Annotated in this window: 13 protein-coding genes and 1 pseudogene; 12 read left to right on the plus strand and 2 right to left on the minus strand. The window is 68.7% G+C overall.

Going from position 1 to position 12,120, the window contains the following annotated elements; translation table 11 throughout:
• The 7 genes from CK505_RS17430 to CK505_RS17460 all read left to right on the plus strand — a co-directional run.
• On the plus strand, nucleotides 1-330 hold a 330-nt coding region (locus CK505_RS17430; RefSeq protein WP_141246864.1), incomplete at its 5' end, for a biotin/lipoyl-containing protein.
• A gap of 172 nt (nucleotides 331-502) precedes the next feature.
• Nucleotides 503-2,896, plus strand: a complete 2,394-nt coding sequence (gene ppsA / locus CK505_RS17435; protein WP_095651863.1) for a phosphoenolpyruvate synthase — start codon at nucleotides 503-505, stop codon at nucleotides 2,894-2,896.
• Nucleotides 2,897-2,990: 94 nt separating this feature from the next.
• On the plus strand, nucleotides 2,991-3,818 hold the full coding sequence (locus tag CK505_RS17440) for a pyruvate, water dikinase regulatory protein (RefSeq protein ID WP_035925211.1): 828 nt from the start codon (nucleotides 2,991-2,993) through the stop codon (nucleotides 3,816-3,818).
• A gap of 166 nt (nucleotides 3,819-3,984) precedes the next feature.
• Nucleotides 3,985-4,251 (plus strand): hypothetical protein, encoded by a 267-nt coding sequence (locus CK505_RS17445; protein WP_141246865.1) that lies wholly within the window; start codon nucleotides 3,985-3,987, stop codon nucleotides 4,249-4,251.
• A 587-nt stretch (nucleotides 4,252-4,838) separates the two neighbouring features.
• Nucleotides 4,839-5,417 (plus strand): hypothetical protein, encoded by a 579-nt coding sequence (locus CK505_RS17450; RefSeq protein WP_126346853.1) that lies wholly within the window; start codon nucleotides 4,839-4,841, stop codon nucleotides 5,415-5,417.
• A complete protein-coding gene (locus tag CK505_RS17455) occupies nucleotides 5,417-5,740 on the plus strand; it encodes a hypothetical protein (protein WP_229587287.1) in 324 nt (107 codons plus the stop codon). Before CK505_RS17450 ends, CK505_RS17455 begins: the two co-directional genes overlap by 1 nt.
• A gap of 542 nt (nucleotides 5,741-6,282) precedes the next feature.
• Nucleotides 6,283-6,474, plus strand: a complete 192-nt coding sequence (locus tag CK505_RS17460) for a hypothetical protein (protein ID WP_095651865.1) — start codon at nucleotides 6,283-6,285, stop codon at nucleotides 6,472-6,474.
• 98 nt (nucleotides 6,475-6,572) lie between these two features.
• Here the strand turns inward: CK505_RS17460 and CK505_RS17465 are convergent, their stop codons facing one another.
• Both CK505_RS17465 and CK505_RS17470 read right to left on the minus strand, forming a co-directional pair.
• Complete coding sequence (locus CK505_RS17465; RefSeq protein ID WP_095651866.1) at nucleotides 6,573-7,013, minus strand: hypothetical protein; 441 nt, start codon at nucleotides 7,011-7,013, stop codon at nucleotides 6,573-6,575.
• Nucleotides 7,014-7,403: 390 nt separating this feature from the next.
• The gene (locus CK505_RS17470; protein ID WP_176475398.1) at nucleotides 7,404-7,889 is read right to left on the minus strand and encodes a GNAT family N-acetyltransferase; all 486 of its coding nucleotides are present in this window, start codon (nucleotides 7,887-7,889) and stop codon (nucleotides 7,404-7,406) included.
• A gap of 155 nt (nucleotides 7,890-8,044) precedes the next feature.
• Here CK505_RS17470 and CK505_RS17475 point away from each other — a divergent pair, with 155 nt between their 5' ends.
• From CK505_RS17475 to CK505_RS17495, 5 genes and pseudogenes are all read left to right on the plus strand, one after another.
• Nucleotides 8,045-8,584 (plus strand): N-acetyltransferase, encoded by a 540-nt coding sequence (locus tag CK505_RS17475; RefSeq protein WP_095651868.1) that lies wholly within the window; start codon nucleotides 8,045-8,047, stop codon nucleotides 8,582-8,584.
• 104 nt (nucleotides 8,585-8,688) lie between these two features.
• A complete protein-coding gene (locus CK505_RS17480) occupies nucleotides 8,689-9,330 on the plus strand; it encodes a GNAT family N-acetyltransferase (protein WP_095651869.1) in 642 nt (213 codons plus the stop codon).
• Nucleotides 9,331-9,455: 125 nt separating this feature from the next.
• Complete coding sequence (locus tag CK505_RS17485; protein WP_176475399.1) at nucleotides 9,456-10,139, plus strand: ATP-binding cassette domain-containing protein; 684 nt, start codon at nucleotides 9,456-9,458, stop codon at nucleotides 10,137-10,139.
• Nucleotides 10,136-11,746, plus strand: coding sequence for a hypothetical protein (locus CK505_RS17490; RefSeq protein WP_095651871.1), 1,611 nt, complete (start codon nucleotides 10,136-10,138; stop codon nucleotides 11,744-11,746). Before CK505_RS17485 ends, CK505_RS17490 begins: the two co-directional genes overlap by 4 nt.
• 214 nt (nucleotides 11,747-11,960) lie before the next feature.
• Nucleotides 11,961-12,120, plus strand: a pseudogene (locus CK505_RS17495) (IS256 family transposase); the annotation flags it as partial.

The raw sequence follows: 12,120 nt of genomic DNA on the forward strand, positions 1-12,120 counted from the left end.
GGCATGCGCACCGTGATGCTCACCCTCAACGGCCAGCCCCGGATGATCGAGGTCCGCGACACCTCGATCACCTCCTCGGTGCCCGAGACCGAGAAGGCCGACCCCACGGACCGCGGCCACGTGGCCGCCCCGTTCGCGGGGGCGGTGACCGTGACGGTGGCCGAGGGCGACACCGTGGAGGCGGGCGGCCAGGTGGCCACCATCGAGGCCATGAAGATGGAGGCCTCCATCACCGCCCCCACGGGCGGCGCGGTCGCCCGGGTCGCACTGACCGGGGTCACCCAGGTCACCGGTGGGGACCTGCTGCTGGTCCTGCGCCCCACCAACTGAACCCTTCACAACCCCGAACCACCCCGTCCCCTGCCCCCTGCTCTGGGCCCCCTGTCCCGGCAGGAGCTGGTCGGCCCTGACCGCTGATGTTCCTGCGGCCGGCCCGGCGGGCAGAACCGATCTTCAATCCACTGGCACCCCGCCTGGGCGGCGCCCACCGAAGGAGTTCTCCTTGACCTCTGTCCTTCCTTTCACCGACATCGACCTCTCCGACCTCGAGGAGGTCGGCGGCAAGAACGCCTCTTTGGGTGAGCTGATCCGCAACCTCAGCAGCGCCGGGGTGCAGGTCCCCGGTGGCTTCGCCACCACAGCCACCGCGTTCCGCCAGTTCCTGGCCGCCGACGGCCTGGACGACCGGATCGCCCAGACCCTGGAGGGCCTAGACACCGCCGACGTGACCGCCCTGGCCGCCGCCGGTGCGCACATCCGATCGCTGATCCGCAACGCACCGCTGCCGGCCAGGCTGGAGGCCGGGATCCGGGATGCCTACGAGAAGCTGGCCGGAACCCACCCGGCAGGGGTGTCCTGGGCAGTGCGCTCCAGCGCGACCGCCGAAGACCTGCCCGACGCCTCCTTCGCCGGACAGCAGGAGACGTACCTCAACATCCGCGGGGTGGGGAACGTGCTGGCGGCGGTCAAGGACGTCTTCGCCTCCCTCTACAACGACCGGGCGATCGCCTACCGGGTCCACCACGGCTTCACCCACGCCGAGGTCGCGCTCTCGGCCGGGGTACAACGGATGGTGCGCTCCGACGTCGGCGCCTCGGGGGTGATGTTCACCATGGACACCGAGTCCGGGTTCACCGACGCGGTGTTCATCACCTCCTCCTACGGGCTGGGGGAGGCGGTGGTGCAGGGGGCGGTGAACCCGGACGAGTTCTACGTCTACAAACCGGCCCTGGCCGCCGGGCGGCCCGCGGTGCTCAAGCGCGGGCTCGGAGACAAGGCCCTGCAGATGACCTACACCGACTCCCAGGAGCTCGGGGAGACCGTGGGATTCGTGCCCGTGCCGGATGAGCAGCGGGGGCGGTTCAGTCTCACCGATGCGCAGGTGGAGCAGCTGGCCCGCTACGCGGTGGCGATCGAGGAGCACTACGGCCGTCCGATGGACATCGAGTGGGGCCTGGACGGCACCGACGGGAACCTTTACATCCTGCAGGCCCGCCCCGAGACCGTGGTCTCCCGCCGCGGGGCCGGGGCCGTGGCCCGCTACCGGCTCCACGAGACCGGCACGGTCCTGGTCGAGGGGCGGGCCATCGGCCAACGGATCGGCGCCGGACGGGTACGGGTGCTGGAGTCGGTCGAGCAGATGGCCTCCTTCCAGGCCGGGGATGTCCTGGTGGCCTCGATGACGGACCCGGACTGGGAGCCGATCATGAAGAAAGCCGCCGCGATCGTCACCGACCGCGGCGGGCGCACCTGCCACGCGGCGATCATCGCCCGGGAACTGGGCATCCCCGCCGTCGTGGGCGCCGGGGACGCCACGACAGCGCTGGCCGAGGGGGACCCGGTGACGGTCTCCTGCGCCGAAGGCGAGGCGGGCCTGGTCTATGCGGGCCTGCTGGACTACACCGTGGAGGAGACCACCCTGGGCGCGATGCCCGAAGCACCGCTGAAAGTGATGATGAACGTGGGCACCCCCGAGCAGGCGTTCTCCTTCGCTCAACTGCCCCACCACGGGGTGGGCCTGGCCCGGTTGGAGTTCATCATCAACCGCCAGATCGGCATCCACCCCCTGGCCCTGCTGGCCGTGGAAAACGGGTCCCCGGATCTGCCCGCCGAGGTCGCCGGGCAGATCCGGGAGCGGATCGCCGCCTACCCCGGACCCCGCCAGTTCTACATCCAGCGCCTGGCCGAGGGCATCGCCACGATCGCAGCCGCCTTCGCCCCGGAGCCGGTGATCATCCGGCTCTCGGACTTCAAGTCCAACGAGTACGCCAACCTGCTCGGCGGCCCGCAGTTCGAGCCCGACGAGGAGAACCCGATGCTCGGATTCCGGGGCGCCTGCCGGTACCTCTCGGAGAGCTTCCGGGCCGCCTTTGAGCTCGAGTGCGAAGCGGTCGTCCACGCCCGTACCACCATGGGACTGACCAACATCAAGCTCATGGTCCCCTTCGTGCGCACCCTCGACGAAGCCCAAGGTGTGATCGAGCTGCTGGCCGCCAACGGCCTGCACCGCGGGGTGGACGGGCTGGAGATCGTGATGATGTGCGAGCTGCCCGCCAACGCCCTGCTGGCCGGGGCGTTCCTGGAGCACTTCGACGGGTTCTCCATCGGCTCCAACGACCTCACCCAGCTCACCCTGGGCCTGGACCGCGACTCCGCCCTGGTCGCCTCCTCCTTCGACGAACGCGACCCGGCGGTGAAGAAGCTGCTGGAAATGGCCATCACCGCCTGCAAGGAGCGCGGCAAGTACGTCGGGATCTGCGGCCAAGGCCCCAGCGACCACCCCGAGCTGGCCGCCTGGCTGCTGGGCCAGGGCATCGACTCCGTGTCCCTGAACCCCGACGCCGTCGTGGACACCTGGCTGGCCCTGGCCGCCACCACAGCACAGCCGGCCCTGTGAACACCCTGGTCCTGGCGCCGCCGGCGCCAGGACCAGGGCACCAACCCCCACCCGGACCACCGGACATCCCCACGAGAAGACAACGGAGGCACCCGTGACCGATTCCTGCCCGGTGGCGTTCTTCGTCTCCGACAGCACCGGCATCACCGCCGAGACCCTCGGCAACACCCTCATCACCCAGTTCCCGGCCCAGCGCTTCGAACGCCACACCGTGCCCTTCCTCACCACCGCCGAGCACGCCCACCAGGTCGCGGCCCGGATCACCACCGCCGCAGGAACCGGCCGCACCACCGTAGTGTTCTCCACCGTCGTGGACCCGCACCTGCGCGGCATCCTCGAGGCTGGCGCCGGATACTTCGTGGACCTCTTCGGCTCCCACATCCACCAGCTCGAAACCGCCCTGCACACCACCGCGAACCCCCAACCCGGCAGGGCCCACGGGCTCGGCGACGCCATCCGCTACCAGTCGCGGATGACAGCCGTCGAGTACGCCATGGAACACGACGACGGGCAATCCATCCGCGCCCTGGAACGGGCCGATCTGATCCTCATCGCCCCCTCGCGCTGCGGCAAGACCCCCACCAGCATGTACCTCGCCCTGCAGCACGGCATCCGCACCGCGAACTTCCCCCTAGTCGACGAAGACTTCGCCCACCGGTCCCTGCCAGCACCCATCGCCGCCTACGCGACCAAGTGCTTCGGACTCACCTCCCAACCCCTGCGACTGAGCCAGGTCCGCCAGGAAAGACGCCCAGGCACCGTCTACGCCTCCCTGCCCCAATGCACCTGGGAACTGCGCAACGCCCAACAGATGTACGCCCTCAACGACATCCCCCACCTCAACTCAGCCTTCATGTCCGTAGAAGAAATTTCCGCCACCATCCTCCAGAGAATGGATCTCCAAGAAACCGGCATCGGCTGAAAACACCGAGGCACCAAGCCGTAGACGCCCCCATGTGTAGGTGCGGCCTTTATGGTGTCTCACGATGTGGACATGTCCCTCGGCTCCTGTATTGATTACTGGTGAGTAAGGTTACTAGTCTGTTTTGCATAGACAAACGTCTAGTGCTCGGCTCCAGGAGGCTCCCATGGCAGGAACGTTAATGAGCGTCGCCACAGGCGCAGGTGGTGTGGCCACTGCGGCGGCCATGATCCAGCTGAGCCTGTCGATCGGCACCAGTGGTGCGCTCGAGCCGGCGGCGATCGCTCTGCTCATGATCGGGGCGGTGGCATTAATCGCTCGTGTCGTCGTGGACTTCGAGTCCCAGTCGCGCCAGCACGTCGATCGGACCAGGGCACAGATCGAGGCCCGCCGACACCACCAGCAACAGCACCTCCTGGACGCACGGTCGTAGCTGCTGCTGCGGCCGTTCGCGTCCCAACATTTAGAGCCACAATGGCAAGTTCCTTTGAGAACTTCTCAACTACGGCTTTACATATGGCCCGGCTACCGGACACTTCCTGGGAGAACGGAGTTGCAATAGGGGTTCCTGTCTCGGTGGTCCCGTACTCGAAGGCACCTCGGCCGCAGGAGGTCATGGTTCAAGTGCGCGACCGGCTGGCCGAATTGGAGCGCGCGGCCACCCCGGCTTGAACCTTATTCGTGGGTCCGCGAACCTCTCGGGCACGCGCCGCACACATGAGGTTCACGCACCACCAAGGTGGCTGACCTCGAGTCCTACCCCAGCATCGGTAGCACCCAGTCCCGCCTGACCTCGGAACCATGAGACGGAGGGTCTGCATCCCCAGAGCAGACCCTCCGTTCCCATGTCCGAAACATCCTTTCGGCCGTTCTCTTTTGCAACTGGTCGTGGTGTGCTGTCCGCACATTGTGCACTTGAGTGCCGACCCGGGCACCGCAGGCACGTCCACTCCGCAGAAAAAGAGAGTCTCGATGCGCTTGAAATCTACTTCACGCTACGCTCTGTTGCTCGGCCTCATCATGGCTGTCACTGGCTCAGTCGGCCCAGCCCTGGCCGCTCCGCCGCCCCAGCCCGACGACAACGAGCTCGTGCTCTACGCCCCCACCACCCGCCAGACGTTGACGATTGAGGAGCCCGACCAGCAGCCCTCGCCCCAGAAGGACGACGACATGTTCACACCAATGCTGCTCGGCCCGATCGACTCATTGAACTGCAACGTCCTGAACCGCCCATCCCACATCGTCACCACGTACAACGCCCGCGCCCGATCGGGCTTCTCCGGGGGCTATATCAAGATGGAGTGCGGCACCGACGCCGGCTACGGCTACCGGCACATCCGTTCCCGCCACCAGCAGGACTGGCAGAACAAGATGTACCCGCTGCGGGCGAACTGGGACGACTTCATGGACTTCGCCACCAAGCAGGCGCTGGCCTCTCCGTCCAAGACCGCCTTCCAGGGCAGCGGTAAGTACTGCTACACCACCCCAGTCCAGATCCGGAACTCCCGCGGCGCCGTCGTGAAGACGTTCTATCCTCGGATTATCATCTCCTCGACCAACCGTCGAGTGATCACGTCCATCCCAGGAGGCTCGTGCTGATGCCCGCACCGATCACGGTCCGCATGTTCAACGAGCACGGCTGCCCCTGGCCGTTCTTCGGCCCCGAGAGCCTGATGAGCCAGGAGGAGTTCCCGCTGCCGGCAGAGCTCACCGAGCAGGTCCTGGCGTGGACGTCCGACTTCGCCCGCCACTACGACGAGGAGCGCGGCTGGCCCTCGGCGCAGGCATACGAGGCCTCCCGGCAGGAGGGGCGGCGCCTGGCCGCGGAGGTACAGACGGCCGTCGGGGACGAGGTGCGGATCCAGCTCGAGCACTGGGAGCGGATGGTCGACGGCCAGGAGGCCGCCGCCCAGACCAGCTGATCCAGCCGCAGCCATCAACGGAGGGCCTGTCTCCCCAGAGCAGACCCTCCGTTCCCATGTCCGCACCCTGGCGCGGCCTCTTGGGGTGTCCGCACACATGGGTGCCGTCCCCACAGAGTTCACCGTCGGGAAGGACCCCATGAGCACCACGACCCCCGCCGCCTCCGCGGCCGCCACGGAGATCGAGACGACCGGCGCCCCGATCCTCGGTTTCTTGCAGCTGAACACCTCCAACGGCAAGGTGTTCCTCAACGCCACTGCCCCGTCCAGCGAGTTCCAGTCCAGCACCGCTTTCGACGTCGACGGGTGGGCGCCAGAGCTGCCCTACGTGGAGGTCTCCTTCACGGCCGCCGGACTGAGCGAGGCCGACGAGGCGGATCTGGTCGACGCCGGGTACCGCCCCGTGATAGGCCTGGTGCGCGGTGTGCTCGCCACTGTGATCGCCCCGGCGCCGGGCGCAGACGCCCCCGACTACCTGTTCGTGGACTTCGAGTCTACCGGGCTGCCGCAGATCGCCCCCGGGGGAGCCGAACCCGCGCTTCGTGCCGCTGCAGGTCGCCGCCGCCGTAGTGGACGCCGGGCTGAACGTCGTGGCGACCTACGAGGCAAAGATCAACGCCACGACCGAGCAGCTGGAGTCGATGGTCCCCTTCGTGCGCAACATGCATACCGAGACCGGCCTGCTCGCCGCCCTGGAAGCAGGGGGACTGCCCCCGGTTCGCTTGACTCCTTGACCTGTTGCGTTGCGGCAGGGGTTCCTCTGTGGCGGAGGCGTGCCCATATCAGTCAGGACAACGGCCCATGGGCCGACCGTTGTCAGTGCCGGAAATGATCAGGTCGAGCGCTGCCAAAGGTTCTCGGCCCGCTGCTCCCAGCCGGCCTCTTCGAGAGTGTCGGTCGAGGAGTCGTCACTGACGAGGGCGACCTCCTGCCGCGGCACTCCACCGGAAAGCTCGACGACCTTGTCGCTCTGGATGGTGGAGCATCCGCTCATCCAGCCCTCGGAGGCGGAGTCGACCTGGATCAGACAGGCCTCATGATCGCCGCCCGAGGCTGGTCTCGCCGCGAAGTAGGAGTAGCCCTCGATCTCACCGAGGTACCGGGCGGAGTCGGCGGCGAACTGCTCGTTGGACTGGATGACTTCCGGCACCGGCTGGGCAGAAGACTCAGAGTCGAGCACCGCGATGCCGTGACTGGTGGAAGCGCAGGCCGAGGCCGCCTGCAGGATCCCGAGCGTCATGGCCGCTGCGCGGCAGCTCTTCGTGGTCCTCATGAGACATCTCCTCTGCTGGGCCTTTGGTGCTGCCCCGACTGACCGCCTTTGGCCCAGTGCGTCCTTGCGTGCCCACGACAGCGTGGTCGGTGTCACATTACCGGGGCGTCATGTCAGCGACGGGATCAGTGACCGCCGAGTCGTCCACGTGCCTCGGGCCGGAGGAGACGCCAACGGCCAAGAGCATTCTGGGGTGGCGCATGCAGCGCCGCTCAGCAGGAGAGATGTCCCGTAATCGCCGCCGGCGCCACGGTAGTTGTGCCGGCCATTTGTCCGTGGTTGCCTCGGATTCCCTTCCAGAGCGCATCGCCGCTCCGTCCTCAATGTCCGGGGCCTCGGGGACAGGCCACTCAGATACTGCAGTTGGGGTTCCTCGGTGGTCGATGCCGGCTACTGAGTCTGCACCAGCACGTAGCGGTCGATGCCATCCTGGCTGGTCTCGAGCTCGAAGCCGCGGCGGGTGAGAACACGGGCCGAGGCGGCGTTGGCCGGGTCGACGCGGGCGATCAGCCGGACCTGGCCGTAGATTTCCGGGACCGTGGCCACGGCACGATCGACCATGGCTCCGGCCACCCCGCGCCCCCAGTGCTCGGGGGACACCCAGTAGCCGACCTCCACGCCCTCGTCGCACCGGGTAGAAACCACCAGGCCGACCGCCTCCTGGGCCTCCACGGCGATGAACCACCGAACAGCCCCGCTCTGCTCTACCGGCTGCTGCTGCAGCGCGGCTCGGAGACGGTCCTGGATGGCCTGCGGTGCCCAGGGGCGACCGTCGCCGACGAAGCGGGTCACCCGTTCGTCCGTTGCCAGGCCGGTGAAGAAGGCAGTGTCCGTTTCTTGGAACGGGCGCAGATTGATCGAGGGTTGGACAGGCACGGGGAAGACCTCTGAAGTAGGCGCGGGGACCCAGCCACCGTATCCGGCGCCGAGGGAGCACATGCCGGGTGATCCATGCTCACCCCGTGCAGTGAAGATGGCAGTTCATGCCTGGTCACCGTGGTGAGCAGTGATGCTGTCCTAACGTGGTGAGCATGACGAGTTCCCGGCCCGCCCCGGTTGAACAGGCTGTCCTTGCGGACGCGGTGGCCTTGCACGAGCTTCGGCGCCAGATCGAGGACTGGCTGGGTGCGCTGGGCATCGAGCAGTGGGGACACGGGCACGTGAGCCGGCAGGAGATCACCGAGCAGATCCAAGCCGGCCAATGGCACCTGGTCCGCGATCCCTCCATGGGAGTCGCCGCGGCCGCGCGGCGACTGTGGGCCGATCCCGAGGTCTGGGGTGCCGATGACACCCCGGCGGTCTATGTCCACGGGCTGATGGTCCACCGCGGTGCGGCCGGCCGTGGCCTAGGGTCGTTTCTCCTGGACTGGGCCGCGGAGCGTGGCCGGGCTGAAGGAGCCGAGGTCATCCGGCTGGACTGCGTGGAGTCGAACACGGCTCTGCGCACCTTCTACCAGCGGCAGGGGTTCCAGGAGGTGGGGCGGCGGGACTTCGACGGGCTCTGGTACAGCGCCACCATGCTGGAGAAAACCTTGCAACCAGAATCACCGCTGGCATCCCGACAAGGGTGATCCATTGTGAATGCACCATGACACCGCTGAGTCCTAGGACCTGACTCTTTCAGCGCCCGATAGAGGTTCCCAGAGGGGCCTTTCGCGATCAGTAATCTGGGGGCATGGACTTCCTGGCAACTCCCACGCTGACCGGCTCTCTGGCCACGCTGGAACCGTTGGCGCTCGAGCACGCTCCGGAACTGGCAGAAGCTGTCCAGGACGGCCAGTTGCACCAGCTCTGGTACACCCGGGTGCCAGCACCGGATCGGATGCGCGAGGACATCGAAGCCCGGCTGGCCGCCCACGCTGAGGGGCGGGTCGTGCCGTGGGTGATCCGGCGCCCCGGTGATGGAGCCGCTGTCGGGGTCACCACGTTCTTGAACATCAGGGCGGAGCACCGTCGGTTGGAGATCGGCTCTACCTGGATTGCCGCCTCCGCCCAGGGCACTGGGCTCAACACGCAGGTGAAGCTGCTGCAGCTCACGCACGCCTTCGAGACCTTGGGGTGTATCGCGGTGGAGTTCCGCACGCACTGGCACAACCACCGCTCCCGGGCCGCGATCGCCGGTCTCGGGGCGAAGCAGGACGGGGTGCTGCGCAATCACGACCTGTGGCGTGACGGGACCGTGCGCGATGTCGTCGTGTTCTCGGTGATCGATCGGGAATGGCCCACCGTCCGGCTCAGCCTCACCGAGAAGCTCGCGCGCTGGAGCGTAATTCCAGCTCCGGTCCAGAGCGGGACCCTCCGTAGGCCGACGCCCTGAAGACAACGCAACCGGGGTCGGTGCTGGGTCATGGCGGTGTCAGATATCCGGCCGGCGGGGGAGCTCCAGGTGATGGCACCGGGGAAGAATGAGATGGCCGTGTTGCCGTTGAAAGGCTCTTGTCCGTGAGTTGCGCCGCTGTCCTGTCTGTTCGTGAGTTGGTGTGTGGTTATGCCGGGGTGCCGGTGACCGCCGGGGTCAGCTTCGAGGTGCGGCCGGGGGAGGCGGTGGTGCTGCGCGGGGCCAACGGGGCGGGCAAGTCCACGGTGCTGCGCACGGCCGTGGGCCAGCAAGCTCCGGTGAGCGGGCAGCGGTGGCTGAAGGGCGGGCCGGTGGTGGAGAACTCGCTGGTCTACCGCCGGGCGGTGAGCTGCCTGTTCGACGAGGACGCGTTCTTGCCCGGGGTGTCGGTGGGGCATCACTTGGAACTGGTGCTGCGCGGTCACGGGGTGGCCGATGCGCCCGTGGTGGCCGCCGAGGCGGTGGTCGAGTTCGGGCTACAGGACCGGGTGGACGCCTCGCCGTTCGCTCTGTCCTCGGGCCAGCGTCGGCGGGCGCTGCTGGCCGCAGCCCTGATCCGTCCGTTCGAGCTGCTGGTGCTCGATGAGCCCGAACAACGCCTGGACACTGTGATGCGTGCCCGTTTGGCGGATCGTCTGGTCGCTGCCCGGCGGGCGGGGGCGGGATTGTTGATCGCCACGCACGACGCGCCGCTGGCGGAGGCGGTGGGCACCACCGTGCTGAGCCTCGACTCTGACGGTGCCCTGCCACCGGCCGTGAATGGGACGCAGCGGGAGGACCGGTCGTGACGGCCGGTGCCGGTGTGAAGCCTGCCGGGCCCGCCGAGATCGAGGTGTTCCTGCGAGGCGCCCGCGACCGGACCCGCGGGCGGGCTCGAGGCGCGGATCGGTTCGTCGATGCGTACACCGGGCTCTTCGTCACGGTGGTGCTGATGGCCTGGGCGGTCGCCGGGGTTCTGGGCCTCGGGTCCTCGTTGGGGGATCTGGTGGCCGCCGGTTCCCCCGGCGGGGTACTGCACCGTCCGGCGGCCGCTTGGGCGGGGGCCGGGGCGCCGGTGCTCGGAGTCGCGGTGCTGCTCGGGGTGGCCTGGGTCGGTGCCGTGGACCTGTTGCGCGGGCTGGGGCCGGTAGGGGTGTCCCCGGAGCGGGTGGTGTGGGTGTGGCCGCTGCCCGGGGCCGGGGCACAGGAACCGATCCGCAGTGTGCACCGGATGCTGTGGGTGGCGACGGCGGCCGGGGCGCTGTTCGGTGGCACCGGGCTGCTGCTGCTGGGCGGTGCCGGGGCGGCGGCCGGGTGGGGCGCGCCGTGGTGGCAGGCGGCGGCGCGGCTGGTGTGCTGGGCCGGTCTGGGGGTCACCGCCGTCGGGGTCGCTGTCGGAGCCCAGACCGCCGGCGGGGCGCGAACCTCGCCGCGTCCCCGCCCCTGGGCGGGCTGGTTCCTAGCACTGGGGGCTGTGCTGGTCGTACTGGCCGGGACCCGGGACGGGGCCACCGGCCGGTGGGGTGCCGTGCCACCACTGTGGGTCGTGGGGGTTGCGGGAGCACTGGCGGTGGCAGCCGGGCTGTTCTGGGTCCGGGCGCTGCGGTGGGCCCGGGGCCTGGACGGGGTGCAGCTGCGGGCGGCCGGAGCAAGGGCACGGCACCTGAGCAACGCCGTGTCCCTGCTGTCGACCCACGACCTGACCGCCGCCTTGGCCCCCGCCACGGTGACCGGGGTGCGGGGACTGTCGGGGAGCACACCGGGCTGGGTGACGGGGCCGCGCACGGTGGTGCTGTTCGCCTCGCTCACCGCCCTGCGCACCAGCCGGTGGCGGGCCGGACTGGCCGTGGACCTCGGGCTGACCGTGGTGCTGCTGGCCGCCTTCTCCCACACCGTGGTGCTCGCCGGCTGGGCCGCGCTGCTGGTGGTGGGATACCGGGGACTGGGCCGCGGCACGGCCTATCTGGCCGATCTGCGCGCCGGGGCCGCCGCCGAACGGAACCTCCCGATCACCCCCACCGCAGCCGCCCTGATGCACCTGGTGGTCCCGTGCGTGCTCAACGCCGCGGTCCTGGGCGCCGTGGCACTGCTGGCCGGGCTCGCTGCCGGCACCAGTTGGGTGGTGATGATGCTTCTCGGGGCTGTGGCCGGGACCGGTATCGGTGCGGCCGGCCTCTACCGCGCCCTGGGCCCGGAACCGGACCACACCCAGCCCCCGATCGACACCCCCCTGGGACCGGTGCCCGTAGCCCAGCTGATCGGCTACAGCCGGGGGCTCATCCTGGTGCCCGCCCTGCTCGCGGCACCGGCCACCGTACTGCTCCACCCCACCGCCTGGCCGGCGGCCCTGGCAGCCGCCCTCGCCCTGACGGCCATCGCCGTGGCCCTGGCCATCAGCACCGACCGGAAACACTGAGACCCGAATCCTGGGGGCCACAGCCGAGCCGAACCACACCTACCGGGCCCCCGAGGTGCGATAGGGGTTGCTACTCGACCACCCACCGTCGACGACCAGGCCGGCAACGTTCAAACGGTGTTTCGGGGACTGTAAGAAAAACGGTGTGTGAGGGTCCGGCCTGATCCGAAAGGAGACGGCCGTGTCAGAGTCCACGACCGAGATGACAGGCACGATGATCGATCCCGTGACGGGAGAGATCATCGATCAGAAGGACCTCGCCGAGCGGCTGCTTGCCCAGGCGAAGGAGCAAGGAGTGAGCCTGGTCGGCCCGGGCGGGCTGCTGAACCAGCTGACGAAGAACGTGCTGGAAACCGCCCTGGAAGCCGAACTGA

Origin of the sequence: Kocuria sp. WN036 (genome assembly GCF_002287015.1) — a bacterium.
GTDB classification, from domain to species: Bacteria; Actinomycetota; Actinomycetes; order Actinomycetales; family Micrococcaceae; genus Kocuria; species Kocuria rosea.

Coding starts and splice junctions, on each gene's coding strand:
- CK505_RS17480 (WP_095651869.1), top strand. CDS start 8,689: ATGGACTTCCTGGCAACTCCCACGCTGACCGGCTCTCTGGCCACGCTG.
- CK505_RS17450 (WP_126346853.1), top strand. CDS start 4,839: ATGGCTGTCACTGGCTCAGTCGGCCCAGCCCTGGCCGCTCCGCCGCCC.
- CK505_RS17445 (WP_141246865.1), top strand. CDS start 3,985: ATGGCAGGAACGTTAATGAGCGTCGCCACAGGCGCAGGTGGTGTGGCC.
- CK505_RS17455 (WP_229587287.1), top strand. CDS start 5,417: ATGCCCGCACCGATCACGGTCCGCATGTTCAACGAGCACGGCTGCCCC.
- CK505_RS17465 (WP_095651866.1), bottom strand. CDS start 7,013: ATGAGGACCACGAAGAGCTGCCGCGCAGCGGCCATGACGCTCGGGATC.
- CK505_RS17475 (WP_095651868.1), top strand. CDS start 8,045: ATGACGAGTTCCCGGCCCGCCCCGGTTGAACAGGCTGTCCTTGCGGAC.